Origin of the sequence: Colwellia sp. E2M01 (genome assembly GCF_018860585.1) — a bacterium.
In the GTDB taxonomy this organism is placed as follows: domain Bacteria; phylum Pseudomonadota; class Gammaproteobacteria; order Enterobacterales; family Alteromonadaceae; genus Colwellia.
The window spans coordinates 1-25,871 of record NZ_JAHKPR010000044.1 but is presented as its reverse complement, the minus strand read 5'-3'; the positions used below and the strand labels follow the sequence as shown (position 1 = coordinate 25,871).

The window sequence follows — 25,871 nt, the reverse complement described above, 5'->3', positions numbered from 1 at the left end:
ACTGTTAAACAAAGGGGCAACTTGATAGGCTATATTTTCAGCTAACTTAACGCGTGCTTAAACTTATCTTTATTTATCTTAATCCGCCAACTAAAATTTTAATTATTTGTTTAGTGGTATTCAAACTTTCCGCTTGTAGTTCAAACCAAGCGCGTACGGTTTATGATAGCCGTTTTGATTTTTCACAAGTAAAAAATTACGGTTTTTATAATAATGACTCTGAGTTTTTTAACAGTCAAAGTATTGATTATGCTCAACGAAGCCGTGTTGAACTAGCGATAGAAAAAAACCTAAGCAAACAAAATTTACAATACATAAACCTTGAACAAGCAGATATTATTATTACTTACCATTTGGTGAGTAAAAAATATAAAGATTACCAAGCCTACAATAAGGCTGTGCTTTTTTGTTCATATTGTTTAATAGCGAATACTTGGGTGACTCAGGACGAAGAATGGAAAGTATATCCTGATGGTTTAATTATTGATTTAGTCGATCCTAAAAATAATCGCTCGGTATGGCGCAGTATTTATCCTATGAATTACAGTATCAAAGATAATAGTAATAAACAAAATAACAAGATAATAAATGCCGTCAACACTATGTTAATGCAATATCCAAATTCAAAAATTAACGATTAAAAGTCTGTAAATAAAGAACTATTTGTATAACGATAAACGCTGGATTAAATAAATATTTTCTAACATAATTATTTTGCACTAATACCTATTCAATCCGCTATTAGCGTTTTATAATGCCCCATTCAAATACCATAAGACTATTATTTATATATGAACTACCCCGATGACGAAACAGGCCAAGTATTAGCCGAAATGCACCAAGCAGGTATAGACTTAAGCCAATCACATGAGGTGGTTTTTTTTCATCTATTTGAAAAAGAAAGCCAAGCCCAAGCCATGCTTGATTATTTACAAGAGCATTTACCCGCAGTAAAAAGTAACTTACACCCGGATGAAACACCGAATGTCTGGGATCTCGACTGCACCATAGTAATGACACCATCACATGCGGCTATTATTGAGCAAGAAGAAGCTTTTGATAAAATTGTGACCAAGTTTTCTGGTTATAGTGACGGCTGGGGGATTGAAGCTTAATCAATGCTTCGACTTAGAATTCATGATTCAATTTTATTTCAAAAAATACAAGATGTATGTGGCTATAGCAGCTCAGTCTGTTGCTTTATACCTATGTAAATCTCATGGCACAACCTTCAATAAGTATCGTCGTTTCTTCACGCAAATGATTGTAAATAGTGTTGGTGCAAAGGTTAAGCTTATTGGCACTATTGATGCTGATACCGATATATTAATTATTAATCATCAAAGCATGTTTGATATCTTCTCATTAGAGCAAGTGGTAGGTAATGATATTCGCTTTATTGGTAGAACAGGGATTATGGACGTATGGCCTGTATCTCGTATAGTTGACGTAGTTGGACACATTACCGTTGATCAAAAAGACAGCCGTGCCATTATCAAATTATTAAAAGACGTGAAAGCATGTAAAGGCAAAAAAGTCGTTATATTCCCTGAAGGTACTCGTTCGCAGTCAGGAAAAATAGAACCGTTTGAAGCGGGTGCAAAGCTATTAGTTGAGAAATTAAAGCTTAAAGCCCAACCTGTTGTCATTAAAAATATTTTAGACATTTATAACGAGTCAGCTAAAACAGCTAAATCTGGCACTATCGAAATTGAAGCCTTACCGCCAGTTACCATTACTGAAGGTTGGTATGAACAGATTCAATTACAAATGAACGAAGTTTTTATCAAAAAATAGCCCAAAACAGTCACATGTAATATTTTTAAACGCATTACATACTAACTATAAATCGCTAAAACACTTTCCAGATTTAATTTTATTTATACTCAGAACTCTATGAATACCTGCATAGAGTTCTTTTATGAGTTATACCAATTTGATTAATTTTCGGTGAGTGGGAAAGAACTTAATCAACTTGCTATTACTCTTTTACTGCTTATTCTTTGCTAAAAGAGTCAATAAAAGCTTGTAATCCTGACTGCACAAATTCGTAAGTTTTATCAATATTAGAAGAAACATCTCCTTCTAAAACATTTAAACCACCCAAAATTTCTTTAGCTTCAGCAAAACCTTGTTCAATACCACCACCAATAACTGCCATAAAGCTACTTAATGATTCTTCTTCGGTCATATCAGGGTTTTGCTCCCGATAAGCAGTTAAAAACTGCGTACTAAACGAAACAATACGTTCAGCAGTTGATTCAGGGCTATAATCAACGCCTGATTCGGCAGCATCTCATTTAACTTGATATAGAAGTGCTTTTATTTTGAGCGATATTACTCTTTCGAATCATGATTGCTAGAATCATGACTCGGCAAGTCGATTAAATGAAATGCAGGCAAAGAAAGGTGCCAGTAAATAGCCGCTAAACGCAAGGTTAACGCTGATGTTATAGCGACTAACATGGCATAAGGCTCACTCCAACCAAGCCAATGCAAAAGCACATATAAACTACCGCCTAGCATGGCTGCTAACGCGTATATTTCTTCGCGTAAAATCATTGGAATTACATTACACAACACATCACGGATCATACCTCCTGCAACCGCTGTAATAGTGCCCAATACGATAGAAACTGAGATCGGCGCGCCTAAATAAAGCGCTTTTTGAGTACCAACCACCGCAAATAATGCCAACCCCAAAGCGTCAGAAATAAGTAAAAAGCGTTTAGGGATACGCTTAGGTTTACTAATTAAAACAATGGTTAACAGCGCTGTTGCCAAAATAACATAGAGGTAATAAGGTTTTTCTACCCAAAATACTGGTGTTTGTAAAATAACATCACGAATAGTACCGCCACCAACGGCTGTTACTGACGCCAGTACCACCACTCCGAAGGGATCAAGCTGATAACGTCCAGCCATTAACGCACCAGACAAAGCAAAAACGATGACACCAAAAATATCTAAATAAAATAATAACTCATACATAAAATAGCTGCTTTATAACAAGAGTAAAAAGGTGATATGTAATAAAAACGAATACACTACCGAGTTAAATGACTTAGATACTGCCAAGCTACCGCCAACAATACCAGTAAAAATAAGCTGCCATATATCGCGAAGTTAACCTTACTTGTCGCTTTGATCATATCGATTGGCATAGGTTGATTACTTGTATCGTTAAAGGCTGGTTTACGTAATTTCTCAGCTTCGGTAACGGCTATTAAAGCCTGTTCATCATGCTTACTATTTTGCTCTGGATTAGCTTTATCATCGAGATCTGCATTAGACGTTTCTTGCAAATAAATCGCCACACCCCCCAATCTTATTGACAGTGAAAGTGCGTGAACAGCAATGATAAAGTTATTATTGAGAGCAAAAAAGTGTTGCTTGGTTGAGCGCCAAAAGTTGAAGCTACCTTGCCCTAAACAGCCAAGAAGTAACATTAACGTCATTACCCTATTCGGTATCCACTGTAATATTTGACTAAAGAATTGACTGTAAAAACCAAAGTATTTAAAGCTAATGAGCTTAGTATTCCAGCAGTAATGCATTTCTAATATTAATCGATAACTCAAAGCCGCCAGCGGTCCCGCGACAATAAATATAAAACTTACAACATAAATCTGCTGCATACTACGTAATAATTGCATTTCAATTGCCGCTTTACTCAGGCCAACAATAGAAAGCGTTGCAGTTTCTCTTAACACTAATGGTTTTAACGTTTGTTTGGCTAAATGTTTTTGTTTTGATGCTAGCGCTTGTGCTATATCTTTATTGAATTGCCCTAAATGTAAACTACCGAGGGAACAATACAACAATAACCCTTGCCAAATATAATCCACTTCAACAAATTCAGCGAATAACCACAAAATAATGACAAGGGGTATTAAAGTAATTAATAACGCTAACAACCCAGCAATAATCTGCTGCGCGTTACTGTTATTACGATTGTTCACTTTTTTACTGAGCTGCATGCAGTAAAATTGAAAGTAACGTAATGGCTCATGCACAACAAAATGGCTAGCTATAAATTTAATGATCAACACAGTCACGAGAATCACTACGTGATATGTGAAAGCTGTTAATTCTGAAAACTCGATCATTAAATATCCTTTTCATTGTTAGTCTAAAACCTAGGACTAAATATTAGATACGAGACCTAGGTTTTAGGGACTAGCGCCTAGGCTCTAAATTAGCTTTGCGAAAGCGCCTTACCTTTAAGTTGTGCTAACATGTTTAACACTAATTGTGATGAATTTACTGAGGCGGTTTCTAAGTATTCTTCAAAAGTATGAGGGGATTCTTTACCCGCAATATCAGACAGCGAACGAATAATAACAAACGGTGTTTTAAGCTGTAAACATGCCTGCGCAATAGCAGCACCTTCCATTTCAACGGCTGCCATAGTTGGGAAGTTATTACGTGCTTTAGCTACGTCTTCTTCTTTGGTCATAAAAGTATCACCTGTGGTAATTAATCCTGTGATAGCTGTTACGTCTTTGTCTGTAGATAATTGTGCAATACCTGCTTTAGCTGCTGCTACCAAATCTGCATGAGGCATAAATGCCACAGGGTTAGCTGGCAATTGACCTACTTCGTAACCAAAAGCCGTTAAGTCAACATCGTGATAACGAACTTCTGAGCTTACGACAATATCGCCTACTTTTAATGACGCATCAAAACCACCTGCAGAGCCGGTATTTACTACGTAATCAACAGCAAAGCGGTCTATTATAATAGCCGTTGCTAATGCTGCAGCAACTTTACCAATGCCTGATTGAACAATAACCACTTCAGAGCCGTCTAACTCACCTTGATGAAAGGTATAACCTGCATGTTCCGTACTAGTAGCATCGGTTAATTTAGCTTTTAAAATAGCTACTTCTGGCTCCATTGCGCCAATTATTCCTGCTTTCATATTCTAAGACTCCTGAATGTGTAATTCTTTTAATGATAAATATCTAAATTCTTTGTAAATAATATGGCTTATTTGCAATAAGCTTGTAAGCCATAAAAAATGAAGTTATCGATAAAGTATATTTCGTTGGCTAGGGCATTTTTATTGTTAATAGCGTTGCCATAATCATCTTCATTTTGACTTTGCGTTAGCTGCTGCTTATCAGTTAATAATAGTTCAGTTAACGCTAAACCGTTACCACCAGTTAAAATGATAACATCTAATTTCGCTTGTATTATTACTTGGTTAATACCTTGCTGGATCATACCTAAAGTTGCGCTCCAACAAGCATTGTGAACATTGTCACTGGTATTTTTCCCAAAGCTTATATCAGCACTGGCGTATTCTTCTGCGGTTACTAACGTGCTATTACTTAACAAGCTAGTGCGAAGAGTATCAATACCCGCCAATATCCAACCGCCTTGGTGTTGACCACTTTTTTCTAAAAAATCGATAGTTGTTGCTGTACCTGCATCAATAATGAGTACATTTTTTTGTGGATAAAGTTGGCTTGCCGCAACTAATGCTAACCAGCGATCAATACCAAGTTTAGTCGGCTCTTGATAAGCTGATTTCAAGTTGTTTTTCTGTTGTTCACTGTGTACTTGGCTATAACTAATACCTTGCGTATCACACCATGCTTTTAATGTTTTAGTTAAATTAGCACTCGCAACATTGGCAACAATAATTTGCGTGGCTTGGCTAAAACTCTCCACAAAATAGTCCATAGAAAAATCGTCATTACTTAACTGGGTGATTGCCGATAATTTATCGTTTTCACAATGAACATATTTAGTGCGACTATTGCCAATATCAATTAGGTAGATCATGCATCAATCCTAAGGCTTACTTCACCACCATAAACTGGCTTAACTACACCGTTAACTTCTAACAACAATGCACCTTGATTATTAACTCCACGGCAAATTCCTTGGGTAATTCGCTCTCCCGTAATAAGTTTAACCCGTTGATTTAAAAAGGCGTCATGAAGGTGCCACTCATCTAACATTGAAGATAAGCCTACGTGCTGATATTGCTGTAACCGTTGCTGTAAACTATTAATCAGTTGCGCGCTAAGCTCATTTCTATCAACTTTAACTGCGCTATGTGATTGTAGATCAGTCCAGTTTTGTTCGATCAATTTACCTACATCTTCAGGCATGTGTAAATTTAATCCTATACCGATAACACAATGGCTTGGCTCTAATGCCTGACCATCAAGGTCAATGAGTATTCCGGCGAGTTTTACGCCATCAAGATAAATATCGTTTGGCCATTTAAGCTGAACTTGTACGCCACTATGCGCTTTAACCGCATCGCTCACCGCTAATGCAGTAACTAGACTCAAGCCCATAGCCGCTGATAAACCTTGCTCTAAATACCAATACATTGAAAGATAAATTTGCGAGCCAAAAGGCGATATCCATTGTCTGCCACGGCGGCCTCGACCAGCACTTTGGTATTCAGCTAAACACACTTGCCCAGTAGTGACTTGATTCGGTAAGCGGCGCATTAAGTAATCATTGGTTGAATCAATGATGCTATGCACTTCAAGTAACGGCTTTTCATTTGTTGGATCTAATAAGCTAATAATTTTATCTTTTTCTAACAACTGTAATGGCTGCGCCAGCTTATAACCTTTACCGGTAACACTAAAAATATCTAAACCGATATCACTTAACGCTTTTATATGTTTGGCAATTGCCGTGCGGCTAATATTTAATTGCTCGCCAAGTAACTGTCCTGACACAAAATCGCCGCCTGCTAATGACTTAATTAAGTGCTCTTTTACTGTTTTAGTCATGGCTTAACTTTCCGATTGGGTGCGTGTCATTTAATGCTGTAAATGCCTGCTCGCCAAGGTGGCTGATCATGCGTACTTCTGGGATTAAAGTCACAGAGAACTTTTCAACGACAACTCGCTGAACATACTTAGCTAAACTTATAATGTCAGCGCCAAAATCACTACCGTAATTTACCAGCACCAAGGCTTGCTGTTGATGAACACCAACATTGTCATGCCGAAAACCTTTTAAACCAGCTTGGTCAATTAACCAGCCTGCGGCTAATTTAATTTCACCGTTTGCTTGCGGGTAATGAGGAATATTTTCAAACTTAGCTTGTATCGTTATGAATTCTTCAACGCTCACCACCGGGTTTTTAAAAAAGCTACCGGCATTGGCTAATACTTTCGGATCAGGCAATTTACTGCTGCGCAAAGCAATAACTTGATTCATTACCTCTGTCGCTGTACTTGCAACCGATAAAGTATCTAATCCCGCATAAGATAAATTAGGCTGCCAAGCTTTAGGAAATTTAAAAGTAACTTGGGTAATCAAACCTTTATTGTAATGAGACTGTTTAAAAATACTGTCTCGATAAGCAAAGTCGCAGTCTTTTTTTGTTAATGCGTGTAAAGTTTTACTGGCAAACTCAAACCACTGAACTTCTTCACAAAAGTCTGCAAACTCAACACCATAAGCGCCAATATTTTGCACGGGTGCAGCACCAACGCTACCAGGAATTAACGCTAAATTTTCGAGTCCATTAATACCTTTGGTTAAGCAAAAACACACCAATTCATGCCAATTTTCAGCTGCTCCCACGGTAACAAGGTAGTACTCTGCTTGCTCTTCAACAGTAATACCATGAAATTTTGGCTGAATAATAATAGGCGCACTTTCTTCCACAAATAAAGTATTACTGCCTTCACCGAGAATATAAAAAGGCTCAACAGTTAAATCAGGCAATTGTTGTAATTCTGCTAAATTACTGGGGAAATAAATATGCGAACAACTCGTTTTAATATTGAAACTGTTATTGCTTTGTAGCGCGTAATTTTGAATTGATTGCATAGCCATCAGCATGAAATGTGAAAGAAAACTTATGGTAAAGCATTGTACTTAAAAATACGCTTAACACCAATGATTCAAGCGGTTTAAAGAAGCTTTCTAACGAGAGCCAAACTAATGGCCAAAATTCATTGAATAACAAATAGTAAAGATATAAATTATTTACTGATAAGTTTAATTAAAAGTGTTAACCCTAGAAGGACAATACTTTATCAACTTAATCAGCCCCTATAAAACAATGAAAAGAAGAATTAATACAATTGGCTTTATCTGTATTTCAGTTAATTCTTAATTTGGCTATCATTTTACAATATATTTAAAGGAAGTAATCATGAATAAATCTTTACTATTTATACTTTTAGCAAGCACTTCAATGACTTCTATGGCACGTGATGATATTGCTGATTATTCAGTAGATGAAGCAATGTCAATTAATAAGATATCATCGGCAGTTGGCGAAGGCGTAGATTTTTACTTTGCCGATCAAAAACACAGTAAGGTTATTGAATCATTTGGCGAATTTCAGAGTAATAAAAAAACCAATGCTTTTGCAAAGAGCGATAAAGAAGCTTGCCAGTGGGCCTTCGCTTCGGCAATGAAAACTTTTCGACAACGTGCCATTAAAGAAGGTGGTAATGCGGTTATAAATATACGCTCCAATTACAAAGGTAACTTAACTTCAAATAAGACCACATTTAAATGTGGTGCTGGTGCAATAATGGCAGGAGTCACTCTTGTTGGTGATGTTGTTAAGATTGATAAAAAATAACTAACGTTTTTACTCGTGCCATGCTTATTTTAAATAACCCTTCATTTTCTTCATGATAAACGTGAGGGTTATGCAAATATTATATATTTTGGAGAAATATTATGAATAAATTACTACTCATTATATTAGCTATTTTGTTACCGCCAATTGCTGTTTTTCTAAAAAATGGTGCAGGTAAAGATTTGATAATTAATATTATATTGTGTTTTATCTTTTATGTTCCAGGTGTTATTCACGCGCTATGGTTAATTACCAAAAAATAGTTCATTAACAAAGTAATCTATACCAATTTGGAGGCGAGAAACAATTACTGTTTTTCGCCTTTCAACCTTTCAACAATCATTATTCTGACTATCCAAATTGAAAGCGTTAACTGCCACTGTTAATGATACATTAATAACTAAAGGTTTTATTATGTGGGATGAAAAGTACGATACAGACGAGTATATTTATGGCAAGTCGCCAAATGATTTCCTGAGGAATCACTATGATTCATTACCTAAAGGAAAGATTCTATTACTTGCTGAAGGTGAAGGCCGAAATGCAGTATTTCTGGCTAAACTAGGCTACACAGTAACAGCCGTAGACATATCAAGTGTTGGACTTGAAAAAGCGGAAAAACTTGCGAAAACTAACGGCGTAATGATTGAAACCATCTGTGCCGATTTAGAAGAGTTTGATCTGGGTGAATGTAAATGGGATGGTATTGTCTCAATATATTGTCATTTACCACCACAAGTCAGAAAAAAATTATACGCACGAATAGAGCGGGCAATTAAACCTGCAGGCGTTTTATTGTTAGAAGGCTATCGGCCTGAACAGTTAAGTTATAAAACAGGTGGACCGCCAGTAGCTTCTATGATGATTTCAAAAGAAATATTATTAGAGGAACTGCCTAACTTTACCTTCACTCACCTTCAAGCAATAGAGCGAGAAGTGCATGAAGGTAGTCACCACAACGGTCTTGGGGCGGTAATTCAAGCAATAGGCTCATTAAAGTAACTGAGGCATGCTACTAGTTATATCAATAATTTAAGTAACCTGAGCTCCACAGACTATTTCTACATCACGAGTAAATGAGTGATGTAGAATTAACTTAGCGTCACTGAAAATAACTATTTGTACTTATAAGTTATCCACATTTATATACGCAGAAACACATCTTCCATCGCTAAACGAGACTTAGGTAATTTAGCGTTAAAGTCTTCTTCTGGATGAGAGTAACCAATGGCTAATGCAGTATCGCATTGATACCCCGCTAATTCTGCACTGAACTCTTTATTGACTAAGTCAATATCAATACCTTCCATCGGTGTTGAATCAATATTAAGTCGCGCCAGTACGTGCAAGGTATTACCTAAAGCGAGGTAGGTTTGTGCTTTAGTCCACGCACTGGTATCTCCAGTTTCACTGGTATTTAAATCAGCAAACAGATAAACACCAAAAGCCGCTTCACGGTTTTCAAGTGTTGTACGTTTATCGGTAATGCCTTTATCTACCACTTTGGCGTAATCTTCACGGGTATATTTAGGATTGTAAGCAAACAAGATTATTTGCGAGCTATCAAATACGTGCTTTAAATTATAATGATGCATGTTAACGAATGTGTTACTCAACCGTGTTTTTGCTTCATCGCTTTCAAGTACAATAAACTTCCACGGTTGTGAGTTAATTGATGATGCCGATAAACGCATTGCTTCATATAGAATATCTAAATCAGCCTGAGGTACTTTTCTTGTTGGATCGTATTTTTTTACCGCATGCCTGTTTGTTAAATCTTTAATTATTGGATGAGTCATAGGTTTTAATCTAATTTTTAGTTGATTGCAGAATTAATTCTGCAATCGTTATTGAAACAGCGTTGTTTGTATATATTTGTAAACTTATTGGTTTACATCAACCACTACACGCCCTGTAACATTGCCCTTCAGTAAGTCATCGGCTACTGTAATTGCTTGCTCTAAACCGATAATGTTTACTATTGAGTCCATTTCACCTGCAGGAAGCAGCTCAGATAGTTTCTGCCATGCTTCAATTCTATCGGCTTTCGGGCGCATAACGCTATCAATACCTAACAATGAAACACCACGTAAAATAAACGGTGCAACAGAGGCAGGAAAGTCCATACCTTGTGCTAGACCACACGCAGCAACCGCACCACCATAATTAATACTGGCACAGACATTCGCTAAGGTATGACTACCCACAGAATCAATTGCGCCAGCCCATTGCTCTTTCATTAATGGTTTACCTGGCTCAGATAACTCTGCTCGGTCAATTATTTCACTTGCCCCTAATGCTTTTAAATAGTCATGTTGTGCTGCACTACCTGTAGCAGCAACAACGGTATAGCCCATAAGTGATAACAATTTAACAGCAAAGCTACCAACACCACCAGTGGCGCCAGTAACAAGTATTTTACCGCTTTGTGGAGTTAAACCTTGCTTTTCTAAAGCAATAATACAAAGCATAGCTGTATAGCCTGCAGTGCCTAGCGACATAGCTTGCAATGATGAGAAGTTTTCAGGCAACGGAATTAACCAATCACTGTTAACGCGTGCCTTTTGTGACAAACCGCCTTTATATTTTTCGCCAACACCAAAACCATTAAGAATAACCTTATCGCCTACTTTAAAGTCAGCAGAGTCGCTTTGTTCAACCACACCACTAAAATCTATACCTGGGATCATAGGGAAGCTTCTAACAACAGGCGCTTTACCTGTAATAGCTAAAGCGTCTTTGTAATTTAGCGTGCTGTATTGCACTTTAACTAACACATTACCTTCGGTTAAGGTGTCTTCATTCAGCTCTGCGCGAGTAGTTTGGTAACCGTTTTCATCTTTATTAATCTGTAAACAGGTAAACATAATGACCTCTTTTTCTGTATAAATGATGTTTGAATTTGTATTTAGTAAGTGAGTAACTTACTACTGTTTTAATAGTAAAAGCGCTGAAAAGTGACTGACAAACAAGTCAATAGGCTGTGTTGATTTCACCAATTTACAACGACTTACCGCCCCTTCCCAACCTAACCAAAAAAATTCAGCTAACGAATCACAGTGATCTTGTTCGAGCTCAGGATTCAATTGATTGATATATTTCGATACTTTATTTTGCCAACCTTGCATCACCTGAAATAACTTGTCTCTATGGCTATCGGGTAATAAAGCAATTTCTTGCTCTAAGTTGCCAACTAGACAACCACGGGTAAATTCATATTTTTCAATACCTGATTTCGCGTCTTCAACAAAAGCTATTAAACGCTGTATTAATGGCAAATTATCATTCAACAAATGTAAATCGATCTTTTGACAAAAATAATTATCGTAGGCCGCAATAACCGCTAAACCAAATTCTTCTTTATTAGCAAAGTAGTAATAAAAAGAGCCTTTAGGTATCGACACTTTTTTTAATATTTTATCTAAGCCTGATGCTGCAAAACCAAACTGAGTAAAATGCTCAACACCACTGCGGATCAATTGCTCTTTAGTTTGCGTAGTATCTCGACCTGATTTTGCAGGCCTGCCTCGCTTTTTCTTTTTTTCAGTTTCCATAGCATCACTTCAAATTAGGTGTCTTAGCTAGGTTAACTATTAACTCTATTAGCTTAATACAGCTTAATTAGTCTTATTTAGCTTTTGATAAGATATATTAGACCGACCGTCTATTTAATTGCAATAGCTAATTTAAGTAGCTAACTTTAAGTTGTTTAAAATGATTATGAACTTCTATATCACTTAGTTAGTCAAATAAACTAAAAGAGTAGTAAATTTAACTAAAATATATTGTTTTATAAAAAACCTATTTATCGAAATAAATAACAAAAAATAAATTTATATTAAATATCAGTACTTTGATCGACTTATTCTGATTGGCATAGCATTTGTAATAACTCTATTAAATTAACTATTAAATTAACAAAGTTATTAAAATTAATGAGGAATACATCATGGGATTATTTAGCCGCTTTACCGATATTATTAATGCAAACCTAAATAACATGTTAGACAAAGCCGAACATCCAGAAAAAATGATCCGTTTGATCATTAGTGAAATGGAAGAAACCTTAGTTGAAGTTCGCTCAACTGCAGCTAAAAATATTGCTGAACAAAAAACCTTAGATCGGAAAATAGTTGATACCCAAAAAGCGATCAACCATTGGCAAACTAAAGCCGAGTTGGCGTTAAATAAAGATCGTGAAGATTTAGCAAAATCTGCGTTAGCACAAAAACATAAAAGCCAAGCAGAGTTGGCCGCCCTTGAACATGAAAATCAACTGTTAACAGATTTATTAACCGATATACAAACAGATTCGCAGCACTTACAAGAAAAGTTAACCGAAGCGAAAAACCGTCAAGCAACTTTAATACGTCGTCAAGCATCGGCAGAAATCAGATTGAAAGTACGTGAAAAAGCGGTGATTCATAATATTGATGAAGCTATGGCTAAGTTTGAACGGTACCAGCAAAAAATAGATCACTTAGAAGCACAAGTTGAGTCTTATGACTTTACTGACAATCAAGACTTAGCATCACAAATATCAACCTTAGCTGCAGATGATGCCATTGAAAGTGAGTTAGCCGAAATGAAAAAGAAAGTTGCTAACGCTTAAAAAACGCACCTATAGCAAAAGATTAATAACACCATCCGATATAGATAAATATTTATTAATTCAAGATGGACAACATTCCAGAAAAAGGTGTTTTCATGAAATACGATAGAGAATATTCAACGATTAAAGATGTACCACAGTCATTAGCTAAAGACGTGAACAATAAGAAAATAACTGGTGTATGCGCCGGCATTGCTAAACATTTTAATTTTTCTCCATTAGCTGTTCGTGTAGTGGCAGTAGCATTACTTATCGCCATACCTGTTGTTACCGCTGTTGTTTATATTTCAGCAAGCTTATTGTTACCAAGCAAATATTATTAAGTGAATGAGCCATTTATAAATACACGTAAACATCAAAATGGGAAAATATCTAAAAGTGAGTGAACATTTAAAAGTGAGTAAATTATGAGTTTTATAAAATCTTTATGTTTAGCTATATTAGCTACACTCTTTTTAACTTACGTGTTTGGCGCAAGTTTATTAGAGTGGACAAATTTACAGATAAGCATGAATGGTGAAGCCATAGAGCCAATTAAGGCTATTGGATTTTCAGCCCTAATCACTGTGCTATTAGTGGTTTCCGCACTTGTTATAGTATTAAGCGTATTTGGTGGAATCGTGTTTATCGGATTAATAATTGTCGGCAGTATTGCCATGTTTACTTTAGGAGTATTTTGGCCAGTATTTTTAATCGCCTTGGTAATTTGGTTGTTAACGTCCAATAAAGGTGCTCAACGAAAAATTGAACACAGTGCAAATAGTAGTATTAATTAGCGATTATTTAAAAGCTGTTTAAAAATTATGTAAAAAATTTGGCGATAATTTTTTTACATTCAGGTGAATTAACTAATTGAAAAAACGCCTTACTTTCATCATCAATTGTTTGCTTCAATAAAGCGTGATTGGCTTGTCGTATTAATTTTCGGCTTGTCATTACTGACTCAACAGGTAGATTGGCAATAGTCTGAGCTATCTCTGCCGTCAGGGTAATAAGCTCATCAGGTTGACAAGTTTTATTAGTAATGCCAAAAGCAAAAGCCTCATCTGCATTAAAGCTTTGCCCCATTACCATTAACTCAAATGCTTTATTCGCACCAACTTTTTGGGTTAATAGTAAGCTTGAACCCGCCTCTGGACATAAGCCTAGTTGAGTAAAGGGTAATTGAAAATAACTATTATTGGCTGCAATAACCATGTCACAATGTAAGAGTAAGGTAGTACCAATACCTACGGCAACACCTGCTACGCCAGCAACTAGTGGTTTAGTCAATTGCGATAACACCTTAACAAATTCAAGTGCGGCTAATTCATCATCCATTGAACATTGTAAAAAGTCTTGTAAATCATTACCTGCACAAAAACACTGTTCACTGCCTTGAATAACAACACAATGAATACTGGCTGTTTTCTCTGCATAAGCAAAGTGCTGACACAGTTGTTGATACATTGTATTGGTTAGCGAATTTTTTTTATTTTCGCGATTTAAGGTAATAGTGAATACACCTTGGCTTTCAGTTGTTAAAATAAACTCATTCATGCGTTACCACCCATTTTACAATAATACTTATCATACTGTTTGTTATACTTTATTTTGTACAAGAAAGAGGATATGTATTATATTTTGTATAAGATATAGTCAAACTTTACGGTTTGTAATTAAGGAAGTATAGACACTATGATAATTATTAATATTAAACAATTATTACTCGGTTTTAGCCTACTACTGAGCACGCTTAGCTATGCAAGTGCTAACGACAAAGTCAGCATAACTGATGGTTTTATTAAGCCGACAATTCCTGGCAGTACAGTTACGGCTGCGTACATGACAATAAATAACTTAACTGATAACACCATAACACTGCAAAAAGTTACCGGTGATATTTCATCAAATATAGAAATACATGAACACACCATGAGTGATGGCATGATGCGAATGCGCGAAGTTGAGCATATTCAGATCTCCGCACATAATAAAGCGGTACTGCAACCTTCGGGGTTACACTTAATGTTCTTTGCAGTTAAGCAACAAATAACGGAACAAGACACAATACCACTAACATTATACTTTTCAGATCAAAGCACAGTAAATATTCAATTACCTGTTCGTAGGTAACTATTTCTCAGGATTCTGGTAGTACAATACAATCAGCTATTTCGACTTGCTCAAACCAAAATCTTGTAGTGACGCAGTGATAAAAGTACAATAACTAGCAATTTCATCCTTGGAGTGGATATGAACATGAGTACAGGAAAAGGTTTTTCTAAAAAAATAATTGTCTGGGCCTTAATTGGTTTATTTATACTTTTTTATATTATTGGCATTTATTGGAGTAGTGAGCCTGAATCCATCAATATTCATGCAGAAGTAACAAAAGCGGCCAAAGCAGACAATGTTGCCCCTGTTGTTGGTTACACCACAACCACAGTATTAATCAAAGTAAGTGAAAAATTACTAAACAAACCGGGTGGTTATTTATCAAATGATATTATGCCACCGTCTGTTTTTTTAGATAATATGCCCGCTTGGGAGTTTGGTGTATTAGAAATGGTGCGAGATATGGCGCTAGTAATGCGTAAAGACTTTAGCCGTTCCCAATCACAATCATTAGTAAACAAGTACTTACAAGATGCCCAACCGCGTTTTAATATCAACAGTAATAACTGGGCAATGCCAAGTGCCGAATCTGAATATACTGAAGCAATAAAGCAATTATACGCCTACCGCAGTGCATTAGTTAGCACCAACAGTCAAAATAAAGCTCAATTTTATGCACGTGCAGATAATTTACGTGCTTATATTGAAGAAGTGCAAAAACGCTTAGGTAGCTACTCTCACCGCTTAAGTATGAGTGTTGGCCATGATCAAATGGATACTGACTTAGCGGGCGATAAACCTGCACAGCAATCAAGCCAAGGCATACAACAGCAGCAGTTGCAGACAAGCTGGTGGCAAATAGATGATGTTTTCTTTGAAGCTAGAGGCGCCACTTGGGCATTACTACAACTATTAAGAGCCGTTGAAATAGATTTTAATAGTATTTTAGAAAACAAAAATGCCAAAATCAGCTTACAACAAATAATAAGAGAATTAGAAGCAAGCCAAGCATACTTATGGAGCCCAATGGTTTTAAATGGTAGTGGCTTTGGCTTAGTTGCTAATCACTCCTTAGTAATGGCTAATTATATTTCTCGCGCTAATGCTGCATTAATTGATTTGAATGAACTTTTAACCAAAGGATAACAACATGAAAAAAACTATATTAGCTACCGGCGTTGCAGCAATGATGTGCGGTACTGCGCAAGCCGATACTATTTTAGGTTTATATATTGGCGGACAAATGTGGGCTAATGAAACTAGCGGTAGCTTTGGTGAAGGTGGTGACAACCAAGCTGTATTTGAATTTGACGATAAAAATCAAGGTAGTTTTTATGCTGCTTTAGAGCATCCAATTCCATTAATCCCTAACATTAAAATAGCTTCAACTACCCTTGATACTGTTGGCGGTACACAAATAGTAAACGACTTTACTTTTAACAATGTGTATTACTCAGAAAACTCAACCTTAGATACTACACTTGATGCAAGTTATGTTGATTACACTCTTTATTATGAACTTTTTGACAACGATTTATTAACGTTTGATTTTGGTTTAACCGCTCGTGATTTAGACGCTTACATTCATGTAACAGATCCACAAAGTGCACTAGCAAGCGATTTAAAAGTAAATAGTTATATTCCAATGGCTTACTTAAGCGGCATTGTAGGCTTACCTTTTAGTGGTTTTAATATTTTTGCTGAAGCTAACTTTATTACCTACGATGATCAAACTGTTTATGACGCACAAGTTGGGGTGAGCTACGCTCTGTTAGATAACCTTGCTGTAGATCTAGACGTAACTTTAGGTTACCGCACAGTTAAAATGGAATTAAATGACTTAGATGATTTCTACAGTGATTTAACCTATGAGGGTTTATTTGCTGGTGTGATTGTTCACTTCTAAACCCGTTTCAATATAAATTTAAAACCGTGATGATGAAAATAATCACGGTTTTTTTATGCCTACTATTTAATCCTTATAGCGATGAGAAAACCGCCCATAACGTTTATGTAAAATACCTACTCGCTCTACATAGACTTGCGTTTCTTTAAAAGGCGGAATACCACCATATTTTTTAACCGCCCCCTCCCCAGCATTATAAGCTGCCGAAGCAAGCTTATTGTCACCCTTATATTTACGAAGTAAACGAGATAAATGTTTAACACCGCCAGTAATATTTTGCTGAGCACTAAACGAATTTTTTACACCTAATTCATTAGCCGTAGCTGGCATCAACTGCATTAACCCTTGTGCACCTTGTTTAGACGTTGCTTGATGATCAAAGTGTGATTCAGCATGAATAACTGCGCGAACATAAGCAGGATCAATACCGTATTTTAATGCCGACTGATTAATTTCATTTTTATAAGGGGTTAAATACAATTTAGTTGTACGCCAATTAATAAGTGAATCAACTTCACAAGCAAAACAATCAGAACGATAAACCGTAAACTCAACATCTATTGGCTCCATGTCAGAAAACGACATCACTCCTGTTGATGATTTATAGCTATAAATAGGAGCAAAATCTTTAGCCGAGACTTGAGTCGGTGCAACCATTATCCACAGTAAAAGCAAATAACTATAAAAGTCATGCGATATTTTTAGTGGTGTATGTGCACTGTTAGCGCTATTTATCGATCCTAGTAAATTCAATTTTTTTCCTATTAATTAATTACTTATATAATCCTTAGTCCAAAATAGCCTATTTAACCACTGCTATATTCCTTTTTGGAATAAAAAATCGCTATCTATTCCTTTTGATCTGTGTGGAATTTGTCTATCCTGCCCGCATCAATTGTCATAGGTGAAAATAGTTATGTTGCCAGAGCAGCGCTTATTAAATCAAAATACATCAAATTCAGCAAACACTAGTAGTGCATTAGATGCTAATCAATTAGCTTCACTACAGCAAACCGTTGCTGGTTTATCTTCATTACAACTTGCATGGGCAAGTGGTTATTTAGCAGCTAAAAGTGAACAAGGTGGTGATGTTCAGCTAGCTCCTGCAGCTGCGTCAGCTGTTGTTGCGGCTAAAACATTAACTATATTATATGCCTCACAAACAGGTAACGCTAAAGGCGTTGCTAGTAAATTAGCGGCAAGCGCTAAAGCAGCAGGTATTACGGTAGTACTTAAAAACACTGCTGACTATAAAGCCAAAGGATTAAAAAATGAAACCCATTTATTAATCGTTGCTAGTACCAATGGTGAAGGTGAAGCACCTGATGACGCTATTGAATTCCATGAATTCTTATTAGGTAAAAAAGCACCTAAATTACCAGAGCTTAAATACAGCGTATTAGCCTTAGGCGACAGCAGCTACGAGTTTTTCTGTCAAACAGGTAAAGACTTTGATGATCGCTTAAAAGCATTAGGCGCAACACAAGTTGCACCGCGTGTAGATTGTGATGTTGATTACGAAAGTGATTGTGAAGCGTGGACGGCAAGCATTGTTGACACATTAAAAGATGAGTTAACCCAAACGGCTACTGCAGCACCTGTTGCTAACGTTGGCGGTTTAGCAACTGCTGGCGCAGAAAGCCAATACACTAAACAAAACCCGTATGCGGCAGAATTTTCATTAAGCCAAAAAATTACTGGTCGTGATTCTGCTAAAGATGTTCGTCACATTGAAATTGATTTAGGCGAATCTGGTTTAACTTACCAAGTAGGTGACGCATTAGGTGTTTGGTTTGAAAATGACGAAACCTTAGTAACTGACTTATTAAGCGAGCTTGGCTTTTCAGGCGATGAAAAAGTTAACGTAAAAGTGTCTGGTGAAGAACAAGAATTTACCTTAAAGAACGCGTTAATCAGCCAATTAGAAATTACTCAAACAGCGCCTGCATTTATCGAATTTTGGGCTTTACAGTCTAAAGACGCTAAATTAACTGAGCTAGCTAGCGACAAAAACGCTGCTCGTGAATTTTCTGGCGAAAATCAAATTATTGATGTAGTTAAACTAGCTAAAGCTGACATTGAAGCACAAACATTTGTTGATGCTTTACGTAAAATTACTCCACGTTTATATTCTATTGCTTCAGCACAATCTGAAGTTGAAGAAGAAGTTCACTTAACCGTTGGCGTAGTTAATTTTGACAAAAACGGCGAACCTCGTGTTGGCGGCGCTTCTGGTTTCTTAGCAAACCGTTTAGAAGAAGGTCAAACAGTACGTGTTTTTGTTGAGCACAACGACAACTTCCGTTTACCACAATCTGATGAAACTCCTGTCATCATGATTGGTCCTGGTACGGGTGTTGCGCCATTTAGAGCTTTCATGCAAGAACGTGAAGCGCGTGATGCAAGTGGTGATAACTGGATGTTCTTTGGTGATCAAACCTTCACACAAGACTTCTTATACCAAGTTGAATGGCAGAACTATTTAAAATCTGGCTTATTAACGAAAATGGACGTTGCTTTCTCTCGCGACCAAGCAGAAAAAGTTTACGTACAAGACCGCTTAAAAGAAAATGCTAGCGAAGTATTTGCCTGGTTAGAGCGCGGTGCACACTTATACATTTGTGGTGATGCAAACCGTATGGCAAAAGACGTTCACAACACATTACTTGAGATAATCGCAGAGCACGGCAAATTAAGCACTGAACAAGCCGAAGATTACTTAAAATCACTTAGATCTAATAAGCGTTACCAGAAGGATGTTTACTAATGAGCAACAAGTTAACAAAAGTTGAAAACCCTGTACTAATTGTTGAAGGTAAACAGGCTGACAACGAACGCTTAAAAGCGGATAGCGATTTTCTTCGCGGAACTATTTTAGAAGACTTACAAGACAGAATAACTGGCGGCTTTACTCCTGATAACTACCAGTTAATTCGTACGCACGGTATGTATCAACAAGATGACCGTGATATTCGTGCTGAACGTCAAAAGCAAAAGCTTGAGCCGTTACATAACGTAATGCTTCGTGCGCGTTTACCCGGTGGTATTATTAGTACAGACCAATGGTTAGCTATTGACAAATTTGCTGATGAATACACCTCTTACGGTAGTATTCGTTTAACTACCCGTCAAACTTTTCAGTTTCACGGTGTATTAAAACCAAACATTAAATTAATGCACCAAACACTTAATAGTGTTGGTCTTGATGCAATAGCAACAGCGGGTGATGTTAACCGTAACGTACTTTGTACGTCTAACCCTGTTGAGTCAAAATTTCATCAAGAAGCGTATGAGTGGGCAACTAAAATTAGTGAGCACTTACTTCCAAAAACTCGCGCTTATGCTGAAATTTGGTTAGATGAAGAACGTGTTGAAACTACTGAAGGTAAAGAAGTTGAGCCAATTTTAGGTAGCAACTACTTACCACGTAAATTTAAAACCACAGTTGTTATTCCACCAAATAACGACATTGACGTTCATGCCAACGATTTAAACTTTGTCGCAATTAGCGATGGTGATCAGTTAATTGGTTTTAACGTACTTGTTGGTGGCGGTTTAGCCATGACTCATGGTGATAACTCAACTTACCCACGTTGTGCTGACGATTTTGGTTTTATTCCAAAAGAAAAAGTACTAGACGTTGCTGCAGCCGTAGTAACTACGCAGCGTGACTGGGGTAACCGTGTTAACCGTAAAAATGCCAAAACTAAATACACATTAGACCGTGTTGGTGCTGATGCTTTTAGAGCTGAAGTTGAAGCACGTGCAGCTGTAACATTTGAAGATTCACGTCCATACGAGTTTACACATCGTGGCGATAGCTTCGGTTGGGTTGCTGGTATTGATGGTAAAGAGCATTTAACGTTATTTATCGAAAACGGTCGTATTTTAGATTTAGATGGCGTGCCAACAGGTAACAAAGCGTTAAAAACAGGTATGTTAGAAATCGCTAAAATCCATAAAGGTGATTTCCGTTTAACCGCAAACCAAAACTTAATTGTTGCTGGTGTTGCCGTAGAAGATAAAGCAACTATCGAGCAGATTGCTCGTGATCACGGCTTAATTAGCGATAAAGTATCTAACCAACGTATGAGTTCAATGGCTTGTGTTGCGTTTCCTACTTGTCCATTAGCAATGGCAGAAGCCGAGCGTTACTTACCTGGTTTAGTTGACGATGTTGAAGCAATCCTTGAAAAGAATAACCTAAAAGACGAAAGCATTATCTTACGTGTAACCGGTTGTCCAAACGGTTGTGGTCGTGCAATGCTTGCTGAAATTGGTTTAGTGGGTAAAGGTCCTGGTAAATACAATATGTATTTAGGTAGTGATTTAGCCGGCTCTCGTGTACCAAAAATCTACAAAGAAAACGTAGATGAAGCGATGATATTAAGCGAAATTGATGCGTTAACTGCACGTTGGTCTGCAGAGCGTAACGAAGGCGAAGCCTTTGGTGATTTCGTTATTCGCGCCGGTATTGTTGAACAAGTAATCGTTAGCTTTAGAGATTTTCATCATGCCTAATGTGGCAAATAGTACAGCAAGTAATACTGCATCAAATGCTGCAGGGATTATTACTGAGCTTGAATTTCCAAATCCAGCACTAGCTGAGTGGAACCAAGCGCTTGAGAAGCAAACTGCAGAGCAACGCGCTGAGTGGGCAATGCAAAACTTGCCTGGCGCTTTTGTGTTGTCTTCAAGCTTTGGTATTCAATCTGCAGTAATGCTGCACTTATTAACGCAAGTGGATAGTAATATCCCTGTGTTGATAACTGACACTGGTCACTTGTTTCCTGAAACTTACCGTTTCATTGAGCAAATGACTGAGCGCTTAAACTTGAACTTAAAAGTGTATCAAGCGAACGAAAGTGCTGCGTGGCAAATGGCTAAATACGGTGAAGAATGGGCATCAACCGATGAAGCGTTGAAAGCCTACAACCGCCGTAATAAAGTTGAACCGTTAGAGCGTGGTTTAACGGAGCTTGAAGCGCAAACCTGGTTCTCAGGTGTTCGTCGTCAGCAGTCTGAACATCGCCAAGGTTTAGGTGTTGTGGGTACCTTACGTGGTCGTTATAAAGTGCATCCAATTATTGATTGGAGCAATAAAGATGTTCATCAATACCTAACTAAACATAACCTACCGTATCACCCACTTTGGGACGAAGGTTATGTATCAGTAGGTGATGTACACAGCACTCGCCCATTAACGCTTGGTATGACCGAAGAAGAGACTCGCTTTGGTGGTGCACAACGTGAATGTGGTTTGCATACTGACGGTGATGGTATTTAGGTTAAACTAAGACCTGCTTTACTTCACAATAAAGATTAAAAATAAAAAGCGAAAAGATGTGAGTCTTTTCGCTTTTTTTTACATCTCAAATAACTCAACAAAATTAATTTTACATCTAGTTTTGTAATTGTCCCAACGGCAATAAGTTGCCATAAACATCGAATTATCGGCAAGCTACCTAATAACATTTATAAATAATGTATAAGACCATAAATCTAATACAAAGTACTAATCCATACATAATCATTATTTATCAATAACTAAACTTACCCACTCTAATCTATCTACCAATCTAAATATTATGGTATAGACCTTGCTCTTAATGATTAACTGTAAATTCATCAGGATAAAATAAATGAAAGTTACCAATACAGGTTTTCAATTACCAAAACAAAATATAAATCAATCTATAAAGCCTAATAGTGCTAGTAACTTTGATAACATATTTTCAGCTTATCAAGCAGCGAATAACGTCTCAGAAAAAGAGGATGCTGAAATATTATTCACAATGAATACTTCGCATGGCGATAAAAAAATTGATCTTGATAAATACCTTACACCTGGAATTCAATCAGATAATATAAATTTAAATGATATTCCATTACTGCTGCCAACCGCTCATAACATCAATACATTATCTAAATATTCACAAGAAGAGTTTAAAGACTTATTAGCAGAATATGATATTCCATCACCGCCAGACACAATAGAGTTCGATACCGAAGGCAAAATAGTTTTACCTAATGACTACCCATATACAACTCAATTAAAACAAGCACTCTCAGAAAATCCAAAAGTTGAAAATGCATTAAAAACAACTGTTGCTTTAGCCAGTCATTATGCTGGAATTATGGAAGGACAACCATTTCGTGATGAAATGTCTACAGCGAGAACACAGGCAGATAGAGATAGAATAGCCGAGAAATATAGTTACTTATTTGACGATAACCGAATAAGTAAACAAATCATATTAAGCTTTTTAGATAACGGTGATATGTTACTAGGTCAAAAAGAAAGCTAAGCACCTAGGCTTTATCAACACAGAAACTTTGTACTTCACTAATTTCTTTAGCATTGCTCGCTAACATCACTAAGCGGTCAATACCTAAAGCTACACCTGAACATTGTGGTAGACCATAAGTTAATGCTGCTATAAAGTTTTCATCTATCGGTCTGGTAGGTAAACCTTGTTCAGTACGTTTTACATTATCTTGTTCAAAACGCTTTAACTGCTCTGCAGCATCAGTCAACTCATTAAAACCGTTGGCTAATTCTATACCTTTAAAATAGCATTCAAAACGCTCAGCGACTCTTGAGTCGTCTTCATTTACTTTTGCCAACGATGCCTGTGCTACAGGGAAGTTATAAACAAATTGCGGTGCGTTTAATCCAATTTGTGGTTCGATAATTTCCGTGAAAATAAACTGCAATACTAAATCTTTGTCATTAATTTCTGTTAACCAATCTGCAGATTTTTCCTGTTCTGCTAAAAATTGAATTAATTCCTCAAAAGTACTAGTTAATGGATCCATAGATATTTTATCTAAAAAGATATTTTGATAGCTAGTGATTAGCGGCTCAGAACAGCCTAATACGCTTTTTAATAGATCTGACACCTCATTAATCAAGTTAAACTGATTAAAGCCAATACGGTACCATTCAAGCATTGTAAACTCAGGATTGTGGTGTCTACCGAACTCTTCATGACGAAATGCTTTAGCAATTTGATAGATACAACCGTAACCAGAAGCAAGAAGACGCTTCATGTGAAATTCAGGAGAGGTTTGTAGAAATAACGTATCTGATTGTTGGTCTGAAGAACCTGCTAAGAAATTATATTGGCAAGTTAGAGCATCAAGGTAAACATCAGTCACTGTACCTTGCGATAATGCAGGAGTTTCAACTTCAAGGACGTTACGTTCTTTAAAGAATTCTCTTACTGTGGAAATAACATCAGCACGCTTTTGAGCGTTTTCCCAAGTCATAGTTGGTTGCCAGTTCATATTTTTCTCGCTTACCTTTTCAGTTTATTAGCGCGATTAAAATCCCGCCTACAGCCAGATATACAAGATTCCCGACAAGACACTTCGGGAATGACGGATGCTCTGCTTCGCAATCACGTCTGTTGTTCTTGTTCTTTAATATTTTACTTTCTTACAAGATCAAAAAAGGCCGCGTTAGCGACCTTTTAAATAGTAATTATTTCTAATCCTATTGATAGAATAATTTGATGCTAGATGAAGTGTTAGCAAAGCGGAAACACGGAGCTGACGTTAGTCAGTGAGTATTTCCAATGCCGCTAATACGAACTCTAGCGCAAATTAGTTATCAATTAGTCAATAATTTTAGAAACAACACCAGCACCAACAGTACGGCCACCTTCACGGATAGCGAAACGTAAACCTTCGTCCATCGCTACTGGGTTGATTAGCTCAACAACAAACTTCAAGTTGTCGCCAGGCATTACCATTTCAACACCTTCAGGAAGCTCTACAGCACCTGTGATATCTGTTGTACGGAAGTAGAACTGTGGACGGTAACCTTTAAAGAATGGAGTATGACGACCACCTTCATCTTTACTTAACACGTATACTTCTGACTCGAACTTAGTGTGTGGAGAGATTGAACCAGGCTTACATAATACTTGACCACGTTCTACGTCTTCACGCTTAAGACCACGTAATAAAATACCACAGTTCTCACCTGCACGACCTTCGTCAAGAAGCTTACGGAACATTTCTACACCTGTACAAGTAGATTTTTGTGTATCACGGATACCAACTACTTCTACTTCATCACCTACTTTGATGATACCACGTTCAACACGACCTGTTACAACTGTACCACGACCAGCGATTGAGAAAACGTCTTCGATAGGCATGATGAATGCACCGTCAATTGCACGCTCTGGCTCTGGAATGTAAGAATCTAATTGGTCAGCAAGTTCTAAAACTTTCGCTTCCCATTTTTCTTCGCCTTGTAAAGCACCTAATGCTGAACCTTGGATTACTGGTAAGTCATCACCTGGGAAGTCATATTCAGAAAGTAGTTCACGGATTTCCATTTCTACTAATTCTAATAACTCTTCATCATCAACAACATCACATTTGTTCATGAAAACGATGATGTAAGGAACACCAACTTGACGAGATAATAAGATGTGCTCACGTGTTTGTGGCATAGGACCATCTGTAGCAGCAACTACTAAGATAGCACCATCCATTTGTGCTGCACCAGTGATCATGTTTTTGATGTAATCAGCATGGCCTGGACAATCTACGTGTGCGTAGTGACGAGTTTCTGTATCGTATTCGATGTGAGAAGTATTGATTGTAATACCACGCTCACGCTCTTCAGGAGCATTATCGATTTGTGCGAAATCTTT

General features: G+C 37.0%; 29 protein-coding genes and 1 pseudogene. 16 read left to right on the top strand and 14 right to left on the bottom strand.

All coding sequences use genetic code 11. From position 1 onward, the window contains the following. Nucleotides 1-53: 53 nt before the first annotated feature. The 3 genes from KO502_RS09990 (at nt 54) to KO502_RS09980 (ending at nt 1,797) form a co-directional block, all read left to right on the top strand. Nucleotides 54-641 (top strand): DUF4136 domain-containing protein, encoded by a 588-nt coding sequence (locus KO502_RS09990; protein WP_354668319.1) that lies wholly within the window; start codon nt 54-56, stop codon nt 639-641. 150 nt (nt 642-791) lie between these two features. Then, complete coding sequence (locus tag KO502_RS09985) at nt 792-1,115, top strand: ribonuclease E inhibitor RraB (RefSeq protein ID WP_216022437.1); 324 nt, start codon at nt 792-794, stop codon at nt 1,113-1,115. 52 nt (nt 1,116-1,167) lie between these two features. Further along, nucleotides 1,168-1,797, top strand: a complete 630-nt coding sequence (locus KO502_RS09980) for a lysophospholipid acyltransferase family protein (RefSeq protein WP_252730708.1) — start codon at nt 1,168-1,170, stop codon at nt 1,795-1,797. Nucleotides 1,798-1,996: 199 nt separating this feature from the next. Here KO502_RS09980 and KO502_RS09975 read toward each other — a convergent pair. From KO502_RS09975 to murB, 7 genes and pseudogenes are all read right to left on the bottom strand, one after another. Beyond that, nucleotides 1,997-2,275: pseudogene (locus KO502_RS09975) on the bottom strand (DUF5610 domain-containing protein); the annotation flags it as partial. A gap of 62 nt (nt 2,276-2,337) precedes the next feature. Next, nucleotides 2,338-2,991, bottom strand: coding sequence for a trimeric intracellular cation channel family protein (locus KO502_RS09970; protein ID WP_216022435.1), 654 nt, complete (start codon nt 2,989-2,991; stop codon nt 2,338-2,340). Nucleotides 2,992-3,047: 56 nt separating this feature from the next. Further along, nucleotides 3,048-4,109, bottom strand: a complete 1,062-nt coding sequence (locus tag KO502_RS09965) for a cobalamin biosynthesis protein (RefSeq protein ID WP_216022434.1) — start codon at nt 4,107-4,109, stop codon at nt 3,048-3,050. An 89-nt stretch (nt 4,110-4,198) separates the two neighbouring features. After that, complete coding sequence (mtnN, locus tag KO502_RS09960; protein ID WP_216022433.1) at nt 4,199-4,924, bottom strand: 5'-methylthioadenosine/S-adenosylhomocysteine nucleosidase; 726 nt, start codon at nt 4,922-4,924, stop codon at nt 4,199-4,201. Nucleotides 4,925-4,992: 68 nt separating this feature from the next. Next, a complete protein-coding gene (locus tag KO502_RS09955; protein WP_216022432.1) occupies nt 4,993-5,793 on the bottom strand; it encodes a type III pantothenate kinase in 801 nt (266 codons plus the stop codon). Then, a complete protein-coding gene (birA, locus tag KO502_RS09950; protein WP_216022431.1) occupies nt 5,790-6,767 on the bottom strand; it encodes a bifunctional biotin--[acetyl-CoA-carboxylase] ligase/biotin operon repressor BirA in 978 nt (325 codons plus the stop codon). The genes KO502_RS09955 and birA overlap by 4 nt, the downstream gene beginning before the upstream one ends. Further along, nucleotides 6,760-7,818, bottom strand: coding sequence for a UDP-N-acetylmuramate dehydrogenase (gene murB, locus KO502_RS09945; protein WP_216022430.1), 1,059 nt, complete (start codon nt 7,816-7,818; stop codon nt 6,760-6,762). The genes birA and murB overlap by 8 nt, the downstream gene beginning before the upstream one ends. Nucleotides 7,819-8,146: 328 nt before the next feature. Here murB and KO502_RS09940 point away from each other — a divergent pair, with 328 nt between their 5' ends. The 3 genes from KO502_RS09940 (at nt 8,147) to KO502_RS09930 (ending at nt 9,586) form a co-directional block, all read left to right on the top strand. Then, nucleotides 8,147-8,584, top strand: coding sequence for an excinuclease ABC subunit A (locus KO502_RS09940; RefSeq protein WP_216022429.1), 438 nt, complete (start codon nt 8,147-8,149; stop codon nt 8,582-8,584). 101 nt (nt 8,585-8,685) lie between these two features. After that, nucleotides 8,686-8,847 (top strand): YqaE/Pmp3 family membrane protein, encoded by a 162-nt coding sequence (locus tag KO502_RS09935; protein ID WP_216022428.1) that lies wholly within the window; start codon nt 8,686-8,688, stop codon nt 8,845-8,847. A gap of 151 nt (nt 8,848-8,998) precedes the next feature. Continuing rightward, nucleotides 8,999-9,586, top strand: coding sequence for a class I SAM-dependent methyltransferase (locus tag KO502_RS09930; RefSeq protein WP_216022427.1), 588 nt, complete (start codon nt 8,999-9,001; stop codon nt 9,584-9,586). 140 nt (nt 9,587-9,726) lie between these two features. On the opposite strand, the gene KO502_RS09925 is transcribed toward KO502_RS09930, so the two are convergent. The 3 genes from KO502_RS09925 to KO502_RS09915 form a co-directional block, all read right to left on the bottom strand. After that, on the bottom strand, nt 9,727-10,383 hold the full coding sequence (locus tag KO502_RS09925; protein WP_216022426.1) for a nitroreductase family protein: 657 nt from the start codon (nt 10,381-10,383) through the stop codon (nt 9,727-9,729). Between the two features lie 84 nt (nt 10,384-10,467). Continuing rightward, entirely contained in the window at nt 10,468-11,451 is a 984-nt protein-coding gene (locus tag KO502_RS09920; protein WP_216022425.1) for an MDR family oxidoreductase, read from the bottom strand. 60 nt (nt 11,452-11,511) lie between these two features. Then, a complete protein-coding gene (locus tag KO502_RS09915) occupies nt 11,512-12,138 on the bottom strand; it encodes a TetR/AcrR family transcriptional regulator (RefSeq protein WP_216022424.1) in 627 nt (208 codons plus the stop codon). 395 nt (nt 12,139-12,533) lie between these two features. Here KO502_RS09915 and pspA point away from each other — a divergent pair, with 395 nt between their 5' ends. The 3 genes from pspA (at nt 12,534) to KO502_RS09900 (ending at nt 13,972) form a co-directional block, all read left to right on the top strand. Then, entirely contained in the window at nt 12,534-13,196 is a 663-nt protein-coding gene (gene pspA / locus KO502_RS09910; protein ID WP_216022423.1) for a phage shock protein PspA, read from the top strand. Nucleotides 13,197-13,291: 95 nt separating this feature from the next. Continuing rightward, nucleotides 13,292-13,519 carry a PspC domain-containing protein gene (locus tag KO502_RS09905; RefSeq protein ID WP_216022422.1) on the top strand — a complete coding sequence of 76 codons (228 nt, stop codon included), beginning with the start codon at nt 13,292-13,294 and terminating at the stop codon, nt 13,517-13,519. 84 nt (nt 13,520-13,603) lie between these two features. Then, on the top strand, nt 13,604-13,972 hold the full coding sequence (locus KO502_RS09900) for a hypothetical protein (RefSeq protein ID WP_216022421.1): 369 nt from the start codon (nt 13,604-13,606) through the stop codon (nt 13,970-13,972). 25 nt (nt 13,973-13,997) lie between these two features. Here KO502_RS09900 and KO502_RS09895 read toward each other — a convergent pair whose 3' ends face one another. Further along, nucleotides 13,998-14,735, bottom strand: a complete 738-nt coding sequence (locus KO502_RS09895; protein WP_216022420.1) for an enoyl-CoA hydratase-related protein — start codon at nt 14,733-14,735, stop codon at nt 13,998-14,000. Nucleotides 14,736-14,873: 138 nt separating this feature from the next. On the opposite strand from KO502_RS09895, the gene KO502_RS09890 reads away from it, so the two are divergent. From KO502_RS09890 to KO502_RS09880, 3 genes are all read left to right on the top strand, one after another. After that, complete coding sequence (locus tag KO502_RS09890; RefSeq protein WP_216022419.1) at nt 14,874-15,311, top strand: copper chaperone PCu(A)C; 438 nt, start codon at nt 14,874-14,876, stop codon at nt 15,309-15,311. A 126-nt stretch (nt 15,312-15,437) separates the two neighbouring features. Then, nucleotides 15,438-16,439 carry a DUF2333 family protein gene (locus KO502_RS09885; protein ID WP_216022418.1) on the top strand — a complete coding sequence of 334 codons (1,002 nt, stop codon included), beginning with the start codon at nt 15,438-15,440 and terminating at the stop codon, nt 16,437-16,439. A gap of 4 nt (nt 16,440-16,443) precedes the next feature. Further along, nucleotides 16,444-17,199 carry a TIGR04219 family outer membrane beta-barrel protein gene (locus tag KO502_RS09880; protein ID WP_216022417.1) on the top strand — a complete coding sequence of 252 codons (756 nt, stop codon included), beginning with the start codon at nt 16,444-16,446 and terminating at the stop codon, nt 17,197-17,199. 66 nt (nt 17,200-17,265) lie between these two features. Here KO502_RS09880 and KO502_RS09875 read toward each other — a convergent pair whose 3' ends face one another. After that, nucleotides 17,266-17,952, bottom strand: coding sequence for a lytic transglycosylase domain-containing protein (locus KO502_RS09875; RefSeq protein ID WP_252730707.1), 687 nt, complete (start codon nt 17,950-17,952; stop codon nt 17,266-17,268). A gap of 163 nt (nt 17,953-18,115) precedes the next feature. Here KO502_RS09875 and KO502_RS09870 point away from each other — a divergent pair, with 163 nt between their 5' ends. From KO502_RS09870 to KO502_RS09855, 4 genes are all read left to right on the top strand, one after another. After that, nucleotides 18,116-19,966, top strand: a complete 1,851-nt coding sequence (locus tag KO502_RS09870; RefSeq protein WP_216022416.1) for an assimilatory sulfite reductase (NADPH) flavoprotein subunit — start codon at nt 18,116-18,118, stop codon at nt 19,964-19,966. After that, the gene (gene cysI / locus KO502_RS09865; protein WP_216022415.1) at nt 19,966-21,720 is read left to right on the top strand and encodes an assimilatory sulfite reductase (NADPH) hemoprotein subunit; all 1,755 of its coding nucleotides are present in this window, start codon (nt 19,966-19,968) and stop codon (nt 21,718-21,720) included. Before KO502_RS09870 ends, cysI begins: the two co-directional genes overlap by 1 nt. Further along, nucleotides 21,713-22,486: a phosphoadenylyl-sulfate reductase gene (locus KO502_RS09860; protein WP_216022414.1), complete on the top strand. Its 774-nt coding sequence runs from the start codon at nt 21,713-21,715 to the stop codon at nt 22,484-22,486. Before cysI ends, KO502_RS09860 begins: the two co-directional genes overlap by 8 nt. A 355-nt stretch (nt 22,487-22,841) precedes the next feature. Further along, the gene (locus KO502_RS09855) at nt 22,842-23,507 is read left to right on the top strand and encodes a hypothetical protein (RefSeq protein WP_216022413.1); all 666 of its coding nucleotides are present in this window, start codon (nt 22,842-22,844) and stop codon (nt 23,505-23,507) included. 4 nt (nt 23,508-23,511) lie between these two features. Here the strand turns inward: KO502_RS09855 and epmA are convergent, their stop codons facing one another. Continuing rightward, nucleotides 23,512-24,489 carry an elongation factor P--(R)-beta-lysine ligase gene (epmA, locus tag KO502_RS09850; protein ID WP_216022412.1) on the bottom strand — a complete coding sequence of 326 codons (978 nt, stop codon included), beginning with the start codon at nt 24,487-24,489 and terminating at the stop codon, nt 23,512-23,514. Between the two features lie 329 nt (nt 24,490-24,818). Further along, nucleotides 24,819-25,871 (bottom strand): elongation factor Tu (gene tuf / locus KO502_RS09845; RefSeq protein ID WP_216022411.1); only part of this gene is annotated, 1,053 nt, incomplete at its 5' end.